This is a genomic window from Paenibacillus plantarum (assembly GCF_013141695.1).
GTDB classification, from domain to species: Bacteria; Bacillota; Bacilli; order Paenibacillales; family NBRC-103111; genus Paenibacillus_E; species Paenibacillus_E plantarum.
The window spans coordinates 1-19,980 of record NZ_WHNY01000048.1 but is presented as its reverse complement, the minus strand read 5'-3'; the positions used below and the strand labels follow the sequence as shown (position 1 = coordinate 19,980).

At 45.2% G+C, this 19,980-nt stretch carries 12 protein-coding genes; 9 read left to right on the top strand and 3 right to left on the bottom strand.

The annotated features are described in order from the left end of the window. Window positions 1-29 precede the first annotated feature (29 nt). The 4 genes from GC096_RS16195 to lacZ all read left to right on the top strand — a co-directional run bounded on the left by GC096_RS16195 (window position 30) and on the right by lacZ (window position 8,031). Entirely contained in the window at window positions 30-1,436 is a 1,407-nt protein-coding gene (locus GC096_RS16195; protein WP_171631586.1) for an ABC transporter substrate-binding protein, read from the top strand. 92 nt (window positions 1,437-1,528) lie between these two features. Continuing rightward, entirely contained in the window at window positions 1,529-3,280 is a 1,752-nt protein-coding gene (locus GC096_RS16190; RefSeq protein WP_171631585.1) for a sensor histidine kinase, read from the top strand. Between the two features lie 7 nt (window positions 3,281-3,287). After that, the gene (locus GC096_RS16185; protein WP_171631584.1) at window positions 3,288-4,898 is read left to right on the top strand and encodes a response regulator; all 1,611 of its coding nucleotides are present in this window, start codon (window positions 3,288-3,290) and stop codon (window positions 4,896-4,898) included. Between the two features lie 25 nt (window positions 4,899-4,923). Then, window positions 4,924-8,031 (top strand): beta-galactosidase, LacZ type, encoded by a 3,108-nt coding sequence (gene lacZ / locus GC096_RS16180; RefSeq protein ID WP_171631583.1) that lies wholly within the window; start codon window positions 4,924-4,926, stop codon window positions 8,029-8,031. A 46-nt stretch (window positions 8,032-8,077) separates the two neighbouring features. Here the strand turns inward: lacZ and GC096_RS16175 are convergent, their stop codons facing one another. Then, window positions 8,078-10,591, bottom strand: coding sequence for a heparinase II/III domain-containing protein (locus GC096_RS16175; RefSeq protein WP_171631582.1), 2,514 nt, complete (start codon window positions 10,589-10,591; stop codon window positions 8,078-8,080). Window positions 10,592-10,742: 151 nt separating this feature from the next. Next, complete coding sequence (locus GC096_RS16170; RefSeq protein WP_171631581.1) at window positions 10,743-12,284, bottom strand: sensor domain-containing diguanylate cyclase; 1,542 nt, start codon at window positions 12,282-12,284, stop codon at window positions 10,743-10,745. 427 nt (window positions 12,285-12,711) lie between these two features. Here GC096_RS16170 and GC096_RS16165 point away from each other — a divergent pair, with 427 nt between their 5' ends. The 4 genes from GC096_RS16165 to GC096_RS16150 are packed head-to-tail and all read left to right on the top strand — an operon-like array spanning window position 12,712 to window position 16,848. Further along, on the top strand, window positions 12,712-14,133 hold the full coding sequence (locus GC096_RS16165) for an RtcB family protein (protein WP_171631580.1): 1,422 nt from the start codon (window positions 12,712-12,714) through the stop codon (window positions 14,131-14,133). Further along, window positions 14,130-15,431 carry an AAA family ATPase gene (locus GC096_RS16160; RefSeq protein WP_246302784.1) on the top strand — a complete coding sequence of 434 codons (1,302 nt, stop codon included), beginning with the start codon at window positions 14,130-14,132 and terminating at the stop codon, window positions 15,429-15,431. Before GC096_RS16165 ends, GC096_RS16160 begins: the two co-directional genes overlap by 4 nt. Before the next feature lie 45 nt (window positions 15,432-15,476). Further along, the gene (locus GC096_RS16155) at window positions 15,477-16,055 is read left to right on the top strand and encodes an RNA 2'-phosphotransferase (protein WP_246302783.1); all 579 of its coding nucleotides are present in this window, start codon (window positions 15,477-15,479) and stop codon (window positions 16,053-16,055) included. Further along, window positions 16,048-16,848 (top strand): TatD family hydrolase, encoded by an 801-nt coding sequence (locus tag GC096_RS16150; protein WP_171631578.1) that lies wholly within the window; start codon window positions 16,048-16,050, stop codon window positions 16,846-16,848. The genes GC096_RS16155 and GC096_RS16150 overlap by 8 nt, the downstream gene beginning before the upstream one ends. 23 nt (window positions 16,849-16,871) lie before the next feature. Here the strand turns inward: GC096_RS16150 and GC096_RS16145 are convergent, their stop codons facing one another. After that, a complete protein-coding gene (locus GC096_RS16145; RefSeq protein ID WP_216626149.1) occupies window positions 16,872-17,630 on the bottom strand; it encodes a helix-turn-helix domain-containing protein in 759 nt (252 codons plus the stop codon). A gap of 305 nt (window positions 17,631-17,935) precedes the next feature. Between GC096_RS16145 and GC096_RS16140 the strand changes: the two genes are divergently transcribed. Next, the gene (locus GC096_RS16140) at window positions 17,936-19,723 is read left to right on the top strand and encodes a family 43 glycosylhydrolase (RefSeq protein WP_171631576.1); all 1,788 of its coding nucleotides are present in this window, start codon (window positions 17,936-17,938) and stop codon (window positions 19,721-19,723) included. The last annotated feature ends 257 nt before the right edge of the window (window positions 19,724-19,980 follow it).

Here is a 19,980-nt window from a genome sequence, read left to right as displayed (position 1 = left end):
AGGAAGAGAAAACAGGAGGGTTTAACGACATGAGTAAAAAGATAGTAATGAGCACACTGCTTGGTGTTACAATGGTAGCTTCACTTGCAGCATGCGGTGGACAAACGGATAAGCCTACGAACACGAGTGCTAGTGCAACTTCTTCATCTGCAGCAAGCGGCCCGAAGACGAAGCTTACCTACTGGACGATTGATCGTCATGACGCTGATTATATGAAGGAAATTATCAAGAAGTTCAATGAGACGAACAAAGACAACATTGAAGTAGAGATGACGGTTATGGCTGATAACTTCAATCAGTCGGTCGATATTGCTTTTGCAAGTAAACAAGCGCCTGATATCTTCCGGACCAATGATTTTGCCGGATTTGTGAAGAAAGGCTATCTATTGCCGCTGAATGATTTGATGACAGATGATATGAAAAAACGATATGGCAACTTACTTGTCGAAGAGAGCAATATGGTCGATGGAAAGGTATATTCGCTTCCGAACACTGGGCAATATTGGAGATTAATCTATAATCTAGATCTATTCAAAAAAGCCGGAATCACAGAACCGCCAAAAACGGTTCAAGAAATGGTTGAAGATGCTAAGAAAATTACCGAAGCTGGCAAAGATATTGGAGCTTATGGTTTTGCAGAAAACTTCAAAAATCCAAGTTCTGCATTCACACGGATTGCCAACCCGATTGGATCATTTAGCGGAACGTCCGTATTAGATGGATATAATTACAAAACGGGTCAATACGACTTTGCTGCTTATAAGCCGATTGTTGAAGCGCTTCGACAAATGAAGCAGGACGGCAGTATGCTGCCTGGTGTTGAATCTCTCGACATTGATCCGCTTCGTGCCCAATTCGCAGCTGGGAAAATCGGTATGTATTTTAACCACTCCGGCGAACCTGCTGTGTACCAAAGCCAATTCCCGACAAAAGTGAACTGGAGCGCGGCACTGCCTCCAACAATTGACGGAAAACAAACAGGAACGGTAGCCGTTTACAATACGGGTAATTACATTGGTATTAACAAAGAAACTCCAAACAAAGATAAAGCGTGGAAGTTCTTAGAATACATCTATAATCTAGACTTCCAGAAGGCCTATCAAGAAAAAGGTTTTGGCATCTCGATTGTACCGGATGTGAATGCAGCTGCTCAAAAGCCAGCTATGCCAGGTATTGAAGGTTTCTTGCCTACGAAGTTCGACGCTTTATATGCAACGTCTCCTACTGGCGTGGCAGAAACGAAGGTTGAAGGACTGAAATTTGGGAACGTGATTATTAAATATATGCTTGAAGGCGGAGATGTGGACAAGCTTATGAATGATTTGACCACTCGCTATAATACGGCATTAGAGAAAGCGCGTGCCGCGGGAGAAACCAAGTTGAAGGCGGATCCGAACTTTGAACCAGGTAAAATGCAAGGCAGCCTTGCCAAATAGGCAGAGGGCTTAGTGGATATAATAGGTAAGGGGCGCGCGGCCTAAAGCAGCGCGTCTCTTCCTTATTATTGTGAGGAGAAGGGGGAGTCAGCTTGAATCAATGGTTTTATCGGCTATCGCTCCGCCAGCGATTAAGAATCTCCGTTTTGATGCTAACCGTCGTGTCCATTGCCCTGACGGGCATCATGTCCTATTGGATTGCTTTTCGATCCACCGAAAGTGAAGCGTTCATTTCCAGCCAAAATACGTTAAATAAATCTGCGCGTGTGCTTGATGAAAAGTTCAGGCACATCATTATCTCGACCTCCTCGATGATGCTGAGTGATCCATTCAAGAACGCCATGGAGGATGTCTTTGCGAATAATTCGGCCTCTTATTATACACGGTTATCCTCTTTGCAAACGCCACTAGCGCAAATGAAACTCATTGAGCCCTCGATTCAATCCGTTTTGATTTACACGCCAGTTGGCGAAATGTATGCGACGAATGATCTTCGTAATGGGCAGGTTCGTTTCAAGGATACGATATTTGCCAATTATCTGAACACAACAGAACGTGTTGTATGGCTGAAAGATCACGAGGATGCGCTTTTTTTAGGAAAGACGAGGGTCATTTCGTTGATTATGAAGCCTGTTACGGACGCGGATGTTCGAGATGTCTATGTTGTCGTCAATGTGAAGGAAGATGCGATTAGCAGTGTTGTTACGGATGGTCTGTTGGATAAGTCTACAAATTACTATCTCATATCAAGCAACGGCGAAACGGTACTTCCATTAAGCAGCCAGACGCCTCCTTTCCAAAGTGACTCTTCCTTTTTAGAGCAGTTGCAGAGCCAAGATCGTGGGTTTTTCAAACATGACATCGCAGGTAAGAAGTATTTAGTCAATTATTCGAGGCTCACGATGGCAGACAATTGGATGATGGTCAGTGTACAAACACAGTCGGATTTACTTCATCAGGTGAATCGTATCAAAACAATTACGCTCTGGATTATGCTGTGCTGTGCCGTTTTAGCTTTCATTCTATCCAATGTCATATCGAGCTTTCTCCTGAAGCCTCTGCACAAACTTCAAGGGTTAATGAAAAAAGTAGAACAAAATAATCTCGATGTGAGATTTACTAGTAAATATGAGGATGAGGTAACGCAGGTTGGGTTGAAGTTTAACCGAATGCTGGAGCAAATCTCTTCACTCATTGAGGATGTCAAGGAAGCCGAGTACGAGAAGCGCAAGATGGAAGTAAAAGCTCTTCAAGCGCAGATTGATCCGCATTTTTTGTATAACACTCTGAACACGATCATTTGGAAGTCGGAAACGTCTCAAAATCGGGATGTCACGGAGATGATTACATCGCTGTCTCTCTTGTTCCAGTTTGGTCTAAATGGCGGTAACGAGATGACCACGTTAGCCAAGGAGATTGATCACGTAAGGCAATATTTAATCCTGCAGCAGAAATGCTATGAAGATCTGTTTGAATATTCGATTGAGCTAGAGGATGAGTCCTTGCTAGATATTCCCGTTTTGAAAATTATTTTGCAGCCCTTAGTGGAAAACTCCATCTTGCATGGGTTTCAGAGTATGGATGGTAAAGGTAACATCCACATATCCATTTCAGGTTCCGAAGATGTTCTGATCCTTCAAGTGGAGGATAACGGCGAAGGTATGGATGTCGCAACCGTTGACATCGATATGCGGAGTGAGCAATCAGCACACAAAAGCTATGCGCTCCGCAATGTGTATGGACGACTGCGACTTTACTACGGCAATAAAGCAGATATTAGTTTGAACAGCGAGCCTTATGTCTCCACCACGGTGAAACTAACTATACCATTGACGGGCGAGTGATCAAGCAGTGACGACTGAACTTAGAATGTGTGTAATCGACGATATCAAAACCGTTGTGCAGGGCATTAAAAACCAAATAGATTGGGCGTCATACGGTATTGGTATCTCAGGTACAGCTAGCAATGGTGAGCAGGGCATTGAACTTATTAAACAAACGGAGCCACACATTGTTCTGACTGATATCCGTATGCCCAAAATTGACGGGTTAGAGATGACTAGACAAATTCTGGCGTGGTTTCCACGGACGAAAATTGTCTTTTTAAGCGGTTATACCGATTTTGAGTACGCCCAGGAGGCACTTCGACTAGGTGCGTTCGATTATATTGTAAAACCGTATACCCCGCAAAAAATTATCGATGTCGTGTTAAAGGCTAAGCAGTCGATTGATGATGAGATTCATGAAACGCAGCGTTACCGTGAGATGGAAAGAAAGCTGCGAGAAAGCTTGCCATTCCTGAGGCAGGAATATTTTCAACTGCTGCTTCAGTTTCGAACGACGCCTGAACAAGCGCAAAAACGTTGGGATTTTTTGAATATTGGACTTGAGCGTGAGCGCTTTGTTGTTATGCTAACAGAAATCGATCAATTCACGGAGCAAACCGATACATTGCCTGTTCAGGAGGTAGAACTCATCCGGTTTACCGTTCACAATATTTTGGAGGAAAGCTTGAGGGAGCATACCAAAGGTTTTGTTTTCCGAGATCATACGAATCGGTATGTAGCGATATTCAATCCTTCGGATTCGTTCCATGCAGAAGCCATTGCGGAAAGATGCCGCGAGAATGTAAATAAATATTCCCGTTATACCATATCCATTGGGCTAGGGGAAGAAGTGCAGGAGATTCATCAGATCTCCTACTCCTATTCCCAGGCGTTCGCTGCCATCTCCTATAATTTTTATACGGGTGGCAATACCGTTTACAATTACCGAGATTTGAGCCCAGTTCATCAAACCTTGCCTCGCTACTCCCCCGAGAAGGAGAAGGAGCTTTTTTACTGCTTAAGGTCGGGAAATTTGCCGAAAGCGTGCAGTATTGTGGATGAACTGTTTGAGGAAACGGTGTATGCATCAACCCCTCCGGCTCCCGAAGTAGTCAAAGGAATGTGTGATGAGCTGGCCTTTCTAATCAATCGCGTATTCTCTGAAAAACTAACGCGCGAAGAGATGGAAGGAATTGAACGTTACCAGTATCACATTAAGAATCTATCATCGTATAAGTTGAAGGAACTGCAAGAGAACATTAAGGAATTGTGCAGGTTGGGTTGTGAGTTCATTCAGAAACGCCATGTGGAAGATGTGAACCAAGTTGTCGAGCAAGTCATTGCTCATATACGTCAAAATGTATCGTCAAATATGACGGTCAATGATTATGCCAAACTGGTTTATTTGAGCGGAAGTTATTTTGCTAATCTGTTCAAGAAGGTTACAGGGATGACAGTCACCCAATTTGTAACGACTGAGCGGATGGAGCAGACGAAGGCGATGCTGCTTGAAGGCAAGCAGGTTCAAGAGATCGCTCAGGCTCTGGGATACGAAGACAGGCGGCATTTCAGTGAATTGTTTAAGAAGCATACAGGTATAACACCATCTGATTTCAAACAGCTGTATACACGGTGAAAATTTAGCAAATGAGGTGCACGATATGCGTCAAAAATATGCCTATACACATCCGAAGAATGGTTACCCCGAGTGGAACAATAATCCAGAAATTTTCCAATTAAACCGAATAAAAGCTCATGCGACTTTAATGCCATTTGCATCGGTAGATGAAGCCCTCAAAGGTGACAGAAGCGCATCCTCATACACAGTTTCACTAAATGGCATGTGGAAATTCAGCTTTGCTGAGACGCCGGATAAGCGGAGTACGAACTTCTACGAAATGGGTTACGATACCACTGGCTGGGATTCTATTCAAGTTCCGTCGCATTGGCAGCTTCAAGGCTACGATTACCCGCAGTACACGAATGTAAGATATCCGTGGGAAGGCAAGGAGGATATCAAGCCCCCATTTGCACCGACAATGTACAATCCCGTTGGTTCTTATGTGCGAACGTTCACGGTACCACAAAATTGGAAGGACCTTCCTGTTTATATAAGTTTCCAAGGTGTGGAATCAGCTTTTTACGTTTGGGTGAATGGTGATCTGGTCGGATACAGTGAAGATTCGTTTACGCCTGCGGAATTTGACTTGACTCCCTACTTGCAAGAGGGCGAAAACAAGCTGGCCGTAGAGGTCTATCGCTGGTGCGATGCCAGTTGGTTGGAGGACCAGGATTTTTGGCGGATGAGCGGGATTTTCCGCGATGTCTATTTATACAGCACGCCGAAAGCTCATATTTACGATTTCAATGTTGTCGCGGATTTGGACGATGCGTACCAGCATGGCTCCTTGCAAATAAAGGCAACGGTGACGAATGCATTCGGTGAGCAGTTAGGCAGGCATACGTTGGAAGCCAGCCTTTATGATATGGAAGGCAATCTTGTACAAGCGCCATTGTCCGTGGACGTAGAGCTTAACGATGAGAATGAGCAGGAGTTGCAGCTTTACAGAAAGTTGGAGAACCCAGAGAAATGGACAACTGAGACTCCTTATCTGTACCATTTGGTTCTATCACTAAAGGATAATTCTGGTATTTTAATTGAAGCATTGAGTTGCCGCATTGGGTTTCGTAGGTTTGAATTGAAGGACGGGCTGATGAAAATTAATGGCAAACGCATCTTGTTTAAAGGTGTAAATCGTCACGAGTTTAACTCTGATACGGGGCGTACCATTTCATATGAGGACATGGTTCGCGATATTCAACTGATGAAAGCTTATAACATCAATGCAGTTCGCACCTCGCATTATCCGAACCATCCGCTTTGGTACGATTTGTGTGATGAGTATGGTCTGTATGTCATTGACGAAACGAATCTTGAAACGCACGGCAGCTGGTCTAATTTCCAAGAAGAGGAAGGATGGACAGTCCCTGCGAGTAAACCGGAATGGACGGCTAATGTATTAGACCGCGCCAATTCTATGCTGCAGCGAGATAAAAATCATCCGTCTATCATTATTTGGTCACTAGGCAATGAATCATGGGGCGGAGATAATTTTGTTAAAATGCATGACTTTTTCCGATCCAATGATCCGACTCGGCTCGTTCATTATGAAGGTGTCACACGCTGCCGTAAATCTGATGCAGCTTCTGATATGGAAAGTCAAATGTATACACTGCCGCACAAAGTCGAAGAGTATGCACGTTCTAATCCCAAGAAGCCTTTTATATTGTGTGAATACAGCCATGCGATGGGGAATTCCAATGGGAATCTCTTTAAATATTGCGAGTTGTTTGACAAGTATCCCATTCTACAAGGTGGCTTTATCTGGGACTGGATCGACCAAGCCATCCGCACCAAAACCTCAGATGGTACTACGTATCTGGCCTACGGCGGTGATTTCGGCGATACACCTAATGATGGCACCTTTTGCGGGAATGGTCTCATTTTCGCAGATCGCAGTGTAACTCCAAAGCTGTATGAAGTGAAGAAATGCTATCAGAATGTGAAGTTCGAGGAAGTAGATCTGCAGCATGGTCATATCCGTATAACGAACAACTATTTATTTACGAACTTATTCGATTATGATTTGAAGTGGGAATTGGCCAAAAACGGCATGTTAATAGAGGAAGGGAACGCTTCACTGGCTGTGGAAGCGGGTGCCATGGAAGTCATTACACTCCCCTATCAGCTGCCTACTGACTTGTACGATGGAGAAGAGTGCACATTGACTGTTCGACTGGTGGAGAAGGCAGATCAGGCGTGGGCGCTTGCAGGGCATGAAGTGGCCTTTGAACAGTTCTTGCTGCCAGTTGAGACACATGCTGTGCAAGCTCCAGAAGCGATGGAATTGCATACGGAAGAGTCGGATACATCTTTTAGAGCCTTCAGCTCAGACTTCAGTGTGACATTTAGCAAGTTAACAGGTGATTTAACCTCCTATTCATATAAAGAAGTCGAGCTCATGAAAGAAGCTCCGAGGCCCAACTTTTGGCGTGCTAGTATCGACAACGATAAAGGCAACAAGCTGCCAGAACGTAGTGCGACTTGGAAGGAAGCCGGTCAGGAACGCAAGCTGCATACCATGCATGTTCGTACTTATGGGGGGGAAGTAGAAATTGCGGTTACGTATAGCCTACCAACGACACGCAGTTCGATCTGTAACCTATTATATGTTGTGACCGGGGATGGCAGGATTCAGATTCGTGAGGAACTGCTGCCTGGGCATAATCTGCCGGAAATTCCGGAGATTGGCATGATGTTCCGGTTGGATGCTAGTTTCGAAAACTTGAAGTGGTACGGCAAGGGACCGCATGAAAATCATTGGGACCGTGCTGAAAGTGCAAGGTTGGGCATTTATCAGGGAAAAGTAGTGGATCAGTATGTACCTTATCTGCGCCCTCAGGAATGTGGAAACAAAACGGAAGTTCGATGGGCAGAGCTGACCCGTGTCGATGGCATTGGATTACGAATTGAAGGTGCTAGTGCCGTGGAGCTGAACGCACTGCCGTATACGCCGTCCGAACTGGAAGCGCACGATCATATGTATAAGCTGCCTCCTAGTGACAAAGTCGCGCTGAGAGTGAACTACCGACAAATGGGGGTTGGCGGCGACGATAGTTGGATGTCGAAGACGCATCCGGAATTTACGCTTTATGCAAACCGCAGTTACGCATACAGCTTCTCGTTAATAGGCATTAGTCATAAATAAGAAAGGAAAAGGCCAATCGATGAAATATCGATTGACCTTTTTTGTTTTAAACTGCAATAAGAATAGCAAGTCTACCGCCGTCTAACTGAATGTGGCATTGACCGCTAGCGTCGGGGGTAAAGGATGACTTGTCTAGGAGATTCAAAAGTGACGCATCGGCTTGAAATGCGAAAGTTTGTAAGTGGTCAGCTCCGTTCACCAGCAAGAAGAACAAAGTTTGTTCATCTCGGAGTACCCTGTACATCCGAAGTTCGGGGAAATCGGGATCTACTGGCAAAGTGCGAACGGTAAGCCCAGATGATTCCCCGGTCTTCGGGAAGAGCAGGGTCAAATAATCGCTGCCGCAAACACCAGTAATTCGAAGGTGTTCTTGTGCAGCTAATGGATAAGCTCCAGATACAGCCCCGTGAGTCGTTGATGCTGAGATCTTGCCTGGTTCCAAGAAGGTAACTTCCAGTTTCATCTCATTTAAGCAGTGTGCCGTTAACCGATTCTTCTCGATATCAGAAGAAGTGCTCATGGTATGTAGATTCCAGACACTGTTCCTTTGACTCCGGATATGATCCCAAACCACATAAACGTTAGCGGCGGCCTTCACATAGGCAAAGTGACGATGATACGCTTCGGCATGGACATCTGGAATGCAACTTCGGACATAATCGAGTTGATCCGAAAAGTAAACTTCCTCACAGATGCTCTTTAGCGGGCCATTCTGTACAGTACCTGCCTCGTTCATAAATTGAACTACGTTATGCGCATGTCCATTCACGTACCAGTGTCGGTCTCCATTGTAGTACCCTCCAGTTCCTGGATCCAGGGTCAGAGGGGTGGCATTTGCCCATATAGAGAAATGACCTTCGTCATGATGAGCATGATAGGTTAGCGGCGAAGACTCAAATATCGCATAGTTTTCCTGTCCCCATTGACCGAAATGCTGTCGAAAAATAACATACCCAATGCCAGCATAGTGAATGGAAGTCAGTTCTGGGGCTTCCTGTGGAAGATCCAGCTGCGGGTAGAGAAGGGCTAGCAGCGTACATGGACTAGCTCCCGTATCCCGAACCACTCCGCCTCCGTGCTTCCAGGCCCACATCATTTCCCGGCTTAGCTGGGGATCTAATCGTGCATAGAAAGGTGCAGCATAGGAGAACAAACGGAACCAATTGTCGTCAACCGTTGAGTCACCAACAGCGGGCGATAGCAGTTTAGTTACTGAACCCGGTCCCCCCTGAACGGAATCCTTCGGAGTTACGGTGCCAATTAAGTACCGATACATCTTTTTTACCTTGTCGCGGGATAAGTAATCTATGCCCCGATGCCGCTGCAGCAGCGTGAAGAACAGAAAGTAACGATGTAGTACGGCACCATGATAACGGATATTTTCAGGCCACGCGCCATCCTGATCTACGACATGCTCTAACTGCCAATCCACGACCGCACAGGCATGTTCTAGATATTGTTCAGCATGTTCCTCTTCTGGGAAGATGAGTGCATAGATGCCGAGACCAGTGGCGCGGTCCGCGTTCCAGTTGCTCCGTTTGCCTCCTTTTTCATCCGGAAACTCTTCCAGATCGAACCGGTAATAGTTGGTGTCCATCATCATGCCAGCTATGTAGCGGAAGTGAGATTTGATGGCTGCGTCTTCTTCTGAAGAAATAACATCGGAGTCAGCAATTTGGTCGTAAATAACCGATATCACAGCCATGCCTCGTCCAATATGGACAGCTCCGTAAGTATCATCCACATGCCAGCCAGTTGCCCTGAAAATATCCATACCTTGGCACATATCTGGCAACATGTACAAGATCTTCCGCTTAGCGCGGTCTGCATATACCGCATCCCCCGTCACCATGTAAGCGTTCGCGTCTGCTCCAGCCGTCTCTAGCAGGGTGGCCCAAGTAGTCGGCGTTTTACGGTTAAAAGAGGGGGACGTATATATCACTTCCATGGGCTGCCCGGCAGCATTGAGGAATCTGACGTCAACGTATATGCCCTCTTCTGAGAAGAGTTCGTCTAATCGAAGGGTCATCTGCAGGCTGTAGTGCTCTTGGGCACAAACGGGAATCGGTTCGGTTATTGCCAAAAGCGTCAGATCGTCATCTGACAAGTTCTTCACATGCAAACACGGCCGGAGCCTGGGGTCTTCGGATGGTTCAAGGCATACCGAGCTAGAAGAGGAGCTTGACGTAGTCTCCCATCCCGTTAACCGCTGATCGAAGCTCCCGTTTTCGATTGGAATCGGCAATCCTCTTTCCGAATGGGTAAGCTGCACTTGTCTGATCCAAACTTCACCTTTTCCCCGGATGTAAAAAGTTATCTTCATATAGGCAGCGTTCGCTTGAGTTCGGAACACAAAGGGATTCGTTCGGAAAGCGGATATGCGTTGAATGGGCAGAGAAGATCCCACTCCGGCAAAGGAATCCGACAGTTGTAACTGTCGCTCATATTCCGCACGCAGCTCAGGTTGCATGGAGATTCGGGAACGAATGCCTTCTAGCTGCCCTGCATCATAACAGGCGAAAGGGCGTTTAGTCGTCCCTCTTTTTAAGTCGTTTCTCATCTCAAATACCTCCTGATCAATTTGTATAGAGTCACACCTACTCTTTCTACTATAGCATCAGCTTTAGTCGTGAGAGTGCGACAATCCAAGCAAGGAGGAGGGGGAAATCAACTGAATATCGATGATGCGATCTTCCTGATAGATTTGAAACTTATCGTTTGCTATGTTTCAATTTGTACATAGCCTCATCCGCTTTCTTCATTAATGTCGTTATATCCATTGCATCTCTAGGGTACAGACTGACGCCTGAACTAAATGAAATCGCGATTTGAATGTCCTCATATTGAAAAGGGAGTTTGTGTAAAAGAGATAAACTTTCATTAATAAACGTGTCTAATTCAATGTTTTCAGGCACGGATGAAATGATCCACACAAATTCGTCTCCTCCGATACGCCCTATCTTATCATCAGGTTGAGCGCAGCTTGCCAGAATTTGCGCAAAATGCTTCAAATAAAGATCTCCAACATAATGACCATAGACATCGTTAATCGGTTTGAAACGATCCAAGTCGATTAAGACTAAGGCGAAAGATTCATGAACCATAAATTTTTGCAACAATTGCTCCTGAAGAGCTGCGCGATTATATAGATTCGTAAGTGGATCATGGTGCGCTAAATATTTGTAGTTTTGCTCTGATTTTAATAATTTACGTTCCGTATCCTTCAATGAAGTAACGTCAGTTAAGTGCATGACAAATAGTTTCTCGTTGGTTTCCTCGATCAATTCTAGGCCTATTATCAAATCCAGATCACCTTTATGTGAATTGACGATTTGAGCCTCCCACTGCACTTCGTTCTCTCGTTGAACACACGCCAATCTAGCGGAGAGATTCATCCTGTCTTCGAACTGAAAATGGCTCATGATGTCAGAGTCAGCGATACCCGAAAGCCATTGTTTCGCCCTTGGGTTCATTTCTTTGATTGCTCCCTTTTCGTCCAGAAGCAAAATGCCTGTAGGTGCCGATTGGAAAAGATGATGAAAGAGCTTACGGTAATCCGGCATAATGTCATATTTGCCAATGAAGTGACGAAGGGTAACTGCCCAGAACAAATAGCCGACAAAAAATAAGATCATGGCATTCCGTGTTGTCACTAGTGTCAATTGTAAGAGAGAGGTGACCATAACAAACCAGGCAAAAAGCAAGAATAAACTGAGAAGTATGGAACGAAGAGATTTCTTATGTTTCAATTCACGAGTTCGAAACCAAGAGATGGAGAGAATCACAACCGAAATCAGGATATATCCTGCTACGAAGAGAACGGTAAGAAGCAGAAAAAGCGGATCGAGCGGACTTCGTCCATCCGTCACATTTACATTGTATAAGATACGATGATCCTTTGTACTAAGAAAAAACAACCATAATACATAGGGAGCCGCGTAAAAGAGCGGCAAGTATCGCTTCAAGTACGCTGTAGTTGGACCTCCAAAGAGTATACTAAGGTGAACCAAACAGCATATAACTAACAGCAGCATCGGGCTATTGCCGTAAAGCACAATTTGCATTTGATATTGAGGCAGTAAGGACGTTTTAATGTATTCCCCTAGAAAATATAACTGAAAAGCAAGCATGAGAATAGCCGCAATTCGGTTCATCATACTGTTCATATTGCGGTGAATTAATGTGATTGCCATGTAAAAGAAGAAAAAAGTAGGGAGCAAAATCGTTAGGAAATCTAAGAAAAGTTCATTCATTGGAGAAATTCCTTATCGTCATGATGTAGTGGAATATGGAATGTTTCATTCTCACATTAGCATGAATTTAATAAATGACGCAATGTAGAAAAAAATGGCGAATGGAAGATATCAATAGATTTAATTAATAAGCCTGATCATTATAATTAATCTTTCCGCTGCAAACGGATTGACAGTTTCTGGGTTTGACTCGTATGATGTGTGTAGATGAATGGAAAGGAGGCCGACGATATGATTCGCAATCAAATTTCTATCAATAACCTGACAACTGAAAAGCACTTCATACCATCGGTCTCAACCGGACTTGTGACGAATACGTAGGTACTCTTGGAGTATGCCTAGTTTAAATTTGACATGAAAAAGCCGTAGACGATGTTGGTCTATGGCTTTTTTGCGTCCACATAATAAGAAAAGAGGAACAAAACGAATGAAAGAAAATTACTATCAAGAGGTCCAGCTCCCAGCGGGAGTCGTTCATGTATACGCAGGACCTGAGTTGTTTAAAGCATTAGATTATCAAGTATTTCAGATGGCTAACAACAATTTGCAGATACCGAATCAAGTATATATGAGCTACACGCCTGACGTGCATGTCGGTGTTGGTACCTGTATAGGCACGACAGCGGTATGGAATTCGCATAACGGGTATGTGTCACCGTCTATTGTCGGCAGCGATATTGGCTGTGGCATGCGCGTGCATATGACGAATCTGCATAAGGATGAACTGAAGGATGTGAAGCTGCGGCGCAAGCTGGTGAAGACGATCGAGAAGTATTTACCCGTTGAAGATCACGCACACGGCCATTTCTCGGACATTCGATTGGAACACATCGTCACCAAAGGGCTGCATGGACTTCCCAAGAAGTACATTCCTGACGGGTATACGCCACGCAAGGCGACATCGCTTACACATGTAGAGAGCAGTAAATTTACCCTGGATGAAAATGCATTGAATCGATTTCCGAGCCATGTTTGGCATCGGTCACATCGTCAGCTCGGGACGCTTGGGAATGGGAACCATTTTGCGGAAATTCAGTCGATCGAAATTGCGGAAGAGAATCGAGAGATTGCTGAAGCATGGGGACTGTTCGATGGTCAAGTGGTCATCATGATTCACTCGGGTTCGCGTGCATGGGGTGGCTCTGTGAGCCAATATTGCAGCAGTGACATGTTGAAGGTGATGCGGATGAACGGATTAGGGACGGCCGATCCTAAGCTGGTGTTTGCACCTTTGGAACATCCGGAGGCGCAGACTTATGTCAATCTGATGTATTCAGCGCTCAATTATGCGGTCGTCAATCGCCATCTGATCGCCTATGCCATTCGTGAGGCAGGTAAAGATATGTTCGGCTCGAAGTTTGAGATGACCACGTTGTACGATCTTATGCATAACTATGCGTGGGAGGAAAAGCATGAAGAGCAGTCTTATTTTGTCCATCGCAAAGGAGCGACGAGGTCGCTTCCGGCAGGTCATCCTGATAACCCGCAGCCTTATCTCACAACAGGTCACCCTGCGCTGATTCCGGGTTCAATGGGAACAGCTTCCTACATTATGGTAGGAGCACCGGGCGGCAAAGCCAACTTTCACTCCATCTGTCATGGAGCAGGGCGAATTCGCTCACGCAGTGCGACGAAAAGATTGATAACGCTGAATGAGTTTGCCTCTTCGATGCGAGTGGGAACGAATGAGGAAATTGTCGTTAACCAAAGGTCTTTAGAGTCGATTCTAGATGAATCACCGCAAGCTTACAAAGATGTTGATCAAATTATTGAAAGTGTCGTCGGAGCGGGTTTGGCTGAAGTAGTAGCTAAATGTAAGCCTATGGCGACAGTAAAAGGTGCAAAATGAAACAAGTACACATGAAAGAAGAATCAGCAGCTGTATCAGCTCCGCTTAGAGTCGAGGGCGACTTGCCTAAAGCGTATGGGGACTATGTCTATGTGTTAGAACGCATTCAACAGGTGCTGGGAGAAAAATTTGGTCGCGATTTTGAACCCTATTTGAGTAATGATGGGAAAGAGGAGTACTGGGAGCTGCTTGAACAAGATGTGAAGACAGGAGCAAGTGATCTGCAGTTCGTCACTAGGATCTTCGACCATATGGAGTCGCGTGCATTTGGAATAGAGGGGGAAGATGATGCCACCGCATATCGAACGTTTCCAACACTGCGCAATAATGTATTTGCTTACCCGCTATGGGGAATCGCTTTAGCTAGAGTACCCATCTTTCGATTGCATGGCCTAGGAGTTGAGGATTTTGTTTTTGCCGTGGATGATGCGAGTTTGTTGCGTTTTCTAGAACACGCTCGGCAGCGGCGCAGGGATTTAGACCTTCGACAAGTGACTGTATTCACGGATGGACCTCATGGCATGGCACAAGAACTGGCGCCAATAACTCGCATGGTTGACCGTTCGGAAGTGATCATGAAGGGCGAAGTGAAGACAGATATTTATCGCGCTATCGATCAGTTTTTTGCTGAGGATCATGCTTTTTTCAAAGAATATGATCTTCCTTATAAAAGAGGTATCCTGCTCTATGGGAAGCCTGGCAATGGAAAAACAACCCTCGTCAAATCAATTGCCGGCAGCGTAAAAGCACCTGTTGCTTATTGGCAAATAACGGAGAACACGGATAGTGAATCTATTCAAGAAGTGTTTCAAGCTGCGGCTAAAATGGCACCAATGATTCTTGTGATTGAAGATATCGATGCGATGCCTCAGCGGGCAAGGTCGTACTTTTTAAATATTTTGGATGGTGCGACTTCTAAAGAAGGGATATTCCTCATTGGGACAACGAATTATCCCGAGCAAATTGATCCGGCACTGATGAACCGGGCAGGGAGATTCGACCGTGCTTATGAAATTAAGCTTCCTGACCTGGAGCTGAGACAAATTTATTTGGAGCAAAAAGGGATAGGGAAACTTTTGAATGACGCCTCGGTGTTCTTGACGGCGAAGCTAACAGAAGGGTTTACTTTTGCCCAGTTAAATGAATTGTATGTATCCGCTGCACTTCAGTGGCATTATGAGCACAATGTGGATATCGAGAAGCTGGTGAAATCGATGAAGTCGGATCTGCATAAAGGGCAGACGATGTCATGGATGAAAGAGGAGACGGATGTGAGGGTTGGGTTTTTGGTTAGTTGAGAAATGTGATAACAAATTTGAATTTATGTTTAGGACGTGAGTGAGATGTTAGAGGATAATATGCAAACAAAATTGAGTAAGTTTATGAGTAAAATACTTCGGCATTCGCCGGAAGAATTCGGGCTGAGCCTAGATCCTAACGATGGTTCCTGTACGGTTGCTAAATTAATAGATGTTCTTCGAGCACATTCGAAGTGGTCAGAGATTAGCGTAAGTGATGTTAAAGAAGTTGTAGCGCGTTGTGAAAAGCAGCGCTTTGAGATTATTGGAGATCGAATCCGAGCCCGATATGGGCATAGCCATGATAAAGTTAGCTATCCAGCTGCAATACCTCCAACCGTACTCTACCATGGCACGAATGTGCAGGCTGCTCCTACGATTTTAAAACAAGGATTACGTCCTATGCATCGTCAATATGTCCATTTGTCCGAAGGACTTCACTTTGCAACGCTTGCTGGAAAACGCAGAGGGGAATTAATTATATTAGCCATTGATACAGAGAAAGCTACCCAAGCAGGAGTGGTCTTCTACTATGCGGGGAATGAAGTATGGCTTGCAGACGTAGTACCTGCTGAATTCTGCCGCATCAATGAGAATGCAGAGGAGGGGCAGCTCAATGAGTAATCAACTCATCGACATTGGTGTTAATTTAATGCACCGCTCTTTTGATCAAGACCGCGAAGAGGTGGTTGCGAGGGCACTTGCAGCGGGAGTGAGCCCACTCCTCTTAACGGGCACAAGCCTAAGAAGCAGTGCTGAAGCGTCCAGATACGCAGGTGAATTTCCTGGGAAATTATTTACCACGGCAGGGATCCATCCGCACGACACTCGCAATTGCAAGGAGCATACGATGGATAAACTGCGCCTGTTGGCGAAACTGCCTCAAGTGGTTGCCATTGGTGAATGTGGATTGGATTATAACCGTGATTTTTCACCTCGCGATGTACAGCGGAAGTGGTTTGAGGAACAGATTCAGCTGGCTTGTGAGCTGCAAATGCCGCTATTCCTACATGAGCGAGAAGCTCATTATGATTTCGTTCGTATCATGAAGCCGTATGTCGGTTCAATCCATAAGGCTGTTGTGCATTGCTTTACGGGATCTTTGCAAGAACTTCAGGTGTATCTACAGCTAGGATTTTATATCGGAATAACAGGGTGGATCTGCGATGAACGTAGAGGCAAGCACCTGCGTGAACTTGTGAAGAAAATACCGCTAGAACGCTTAATGCTAGAAACAGATGCCCCATTTCTTACACCGCGTGATTTGCCCGTAAAGCCGCAGGATGGCCGGAATGAGCCTGCTTTTCTTCCACACATTGCAGCGACAGTTGCAACATGCCTTGGTTTAACTGCCCAGGAAGTTGCGGATTCAACAGCACAAACTACAAAGGAGTTTTTCGGATTAATGAATAATTGAGGATCTCCCTATGGTTTCCTCATCTATCCGCTTTGATTAAATATCCGACGAAAGTCGCTTGGTCTCACAGTGGTTTTGCTATGGAATAGGTTCGAGAAATAATGCGGATCATCATATCCTAGCTTATAACCAATATCGCTAATGGTTAGTCGTGTGTCGAGCAGCATCAGCTTAGCGGATTCTATTTTCTTAGTAATGACATAGTTATAGATGGTTGTTCCGACTTCTCGTTTAAATAAGCGATTCATTTGCTTCATGGAAAGGCCAATATGGGAAGAGAGCTCCGGCGAGTCGAAGGGGTGAAGGATGCTGTTATCCAAAAATTGCTTGATCGCTTGTACGGTTGATGTTAAGGCATTGCCTCTTTTACGTAAAATGTCAGAAAGGCCAATGATCATTCGCATGAGGATGATTTGAAGCTCGCTCTGCATGTCCTCGACAGATTTTTGTTTTGCTGCTTCAATAGCTTCTTGAAAAAGATGCTCTAATCCGCTGTCCTTCGTCACGATATGGGGAAGTAATTGATACGCTTCGAGCATCTTGATCATCCAGTTTCCACTAATATTAAGCCAGATGTAGCTCCATTGCTCCTCGTGATGGATGTCCGAGGTAACCTCGTGGTAGCAACCTGCTGGAAGGATAAATAGGTCGCCCTGACAAGCTGTGTGGGAGTGGGTATCGACCCTAACAACGCCTTGGCCTGACAAGACGAAACCGAAAACGGTAATCGTAGCAAGCGTACGAATATTCCTATAATCCTTTTCACAATAATTAATTCCCAAGAACTGCACACTGAGGGGAGGGGGTTCTCCAACTAATGGCAGGTGATAGATAGGCCCGGTTTTGTTAGGTTTATTTATCATCGCGTGTATAGGAGTTCCTTTCTTCTTCTTTGGTTTCTAAGTACGAATACAGTTTCTACTTTCGGTCATTTTACCAGGAATCCATGATTATGCACAACAGCTTTATTTGATTGTTGATGTCCTTTTTCCTCACCTCGCGTACCACTTTCTCTATTAAGCGTTTGTACAAAGCACGCTATACTTATGCTACAAACACAACTAGGTAGATGAAAGGAATCATCGAAATGAAAAGTGATTTTCTCATGCAGCCTCCGCATCCAGAGACGGAATGGTCCGCGTGTACAGGGTATTCGGAATCTGCCCTTCCTATAGAACGAATATTAGATGTCGCTATAAGCGATGCGAGTATTTGTAAAGGGCCGGATCATACCTACTATTTGACGGGCACGACGGATGTCTCAAATATACAAGTGTGGACCTCCACCGATTTAAAGTCGTGGAAAGGTCCGACAAACATATGGGACTTGGAGCAAGACGGCACATGGCAGAAGGCAAGCAAGGGCCCCGCTGGCATTTGCTCTCCTGAAATCCACTATGTGAATGGGATATTCTGGATTACGTATGGGTTAAAGGAAGGCGGCACAGGACTGCTCCAAAGCTTAACAGCATCTGTTCTGGGTCCATATCGGGATCTGGGGAAAATAACGGATGAGGGGCATGATGCTTCGCTGTTCAAGGATGATGATGGAGCCGTTTATTGGGTGTATGGAAATGGCCAGATCGCTCGAATGACGGAGGATATGACAGGTCTCGCAGAATCGCCTCGAATGGTAGAAGTTCAGCCTTGGAAGGTTGCAGGGCGTGAGGATCATCCCTCGTATAGTCAGAATGTGCAGGTAGGAACATACGGGGCTTTTCTATATAAACAGGATGGGTATTATTATATGTTTTGCGCAGATGCCCTTGCTAGGATGGGGAGCAATGCTGTAGATACCTTCGTCGCGGTGAGCGAATCGATCTATGGCCCCTACAGTCGCCGGTATTTGGCACTTCCCCATGGCGGTCAGATCTCTTTATTTTCCGATGTAGACAATCAGTTGCATGCCTCTTTCTCGGGCTGCGGCAGCTACTCATTAGTTGAGCACTATCCTTCTATTGTACCTATGTCCTTGGTAAGTCATGGATTTATTCGACCACGTGAGGACGTACTGCTTGAAAAAGGTGGAGTAGGAAGTCTTAAACCGATCGCTGACTTCCCGATTCGTGATCCGCATATTAGCACGGGGCCGGATGGCACCTATTATTTGACAGGGACGTCAGATAAGCCGCATCACAACTTTTGGGACAGGAATAACCAGCTCCATATATGGCGCTCACACGATTTGAAGGAATGGAACCATGTAGCGAAGGTATGGGATTTGTCCGAAAATGGCACTTGGGAGAACAATATTTATGAGAACCCTTGTCTATGGGCACCAGAGATGATCTATTTGTACGATACATTCTGGATCACGTTTTCTCTTCAAGGCGGCGGTACGGGGATGATTAAAAGCATAACCGGACTTGCGGAGGGACCCTATATCGATATGGGGCGAATGACGAATACGGATATTGACTCCAGCCTGTTCCAGGATGAGGATGGTCAAGTCTATTTTGTTTGGCAGGATGGTAAAATTGCCAAGATGAAAAAGAACATGACGGGCTTTGCGGAAGACCCTCGTAAGTTGCTATGTTCGGATGGTCAGCGAGTGGGCTACGAAGGTGCTTTCATCGTCAAATATAAGGGCAAGTATATTCTGGGTGCGGCAGAATGGAACGGTGATAAACGCGTCGATGGTACGTATGATTTGATGTATGCGGTTGCGGATGAGCTGTACGGCCCGTATACCCTAAGGCGACTTGCCGTCCCGCATGGCGGCCACGGAACGATGTTTATTGATCATGACGGCAGACTCATGTCTACATTTTTTGGCAACGACCGTACTGCGCCGTTCAGGACGCGTCCAGGAATTGTCGCCCTTCATGTCGAAGAGGATGAAGAGGGACTATGCATCGTGCCTTATAGTGAGTAATATAAAAACATGAATCAAGCTCTGGATTGGGCTGGGTTCATGTTTTTTCTCAGTCTGGGGCTAATTGAAGCTTCCTCTTTATTAATGTGGCATGAACAGCGAGTTGAGCTAGGGTGAAGTAGATGTAAAAGTAGAAGTAGAAGTAGAAGTAGTGTGCTGTGCGCTCATTTTAGTAGCTAGCTTTTAAATAAATGTAAAACCTACAGCTAAAATCGCCGTATCACCTGAGATTTAGCGAATAGATGGAAAAAGTACAG

Coding starts and splice junctions, on each gene's coding strand:
- GC096_RS16140 (WP_171631576.1), top strand. CDS start 17,936: ATGAAAAGTGATTTTCTCATGCAGCCTCCGCATCCAGAGACGGAATGG.
- GC096_RS16195 (WP_171631586.1), top strand. CDS start 30: ATGAGTAAAAAGATAGTAATGAGCACACTGCTTGGTGTTACAATGGTA.
- GC096_RS16155 (WP_246302783.1), top strand. CDS start 15,477: ATGTTAGAGGATAATATGCAAACAAAATTGAGTAAGTTTATGAGTAAA.
- GC096_RS16160 (WP_246302784.1), top strand. CDS start 14,130: ATGAAACAAGTACACATGAAAGAAGAATCAGCAGCTGTATCAGCTCCG.
- GC096_RS16165 (WP_171631580.1), top strand. CDS start 12,712: ATGAAAGAAAATTACTATCAAGAGGTCCAGCTCCCAGCGGGAGTCGTT.
- GC096_RS16170 (WP_171631581.1), bottom strand. CDS start 12,284: ATGAATGAACTTTTCTTAGATTTCCTAACGATTTTGCTCCCTACTTTT.
- GC096_RS16175 (WP_171631582.1), bottom strand. CDS start 10,591: ATGAGAAACGACTTAAAAAGAGGGACGACTAAACGCCCTTTCGCCTGT.
- GC096_RS16150 (WP_171631578.1), top strand. CDS start 16,048: ATGAGTAATCAACTCATCGACATTGGTGTTAATTTAATGCACCGCTCT.
- lacZ (WP_171631583.1), top strand. CDS start 4,924: ATGCGTCAAAAATATGCCTATACACATCCGAAGAATGGTTACCCCGAG.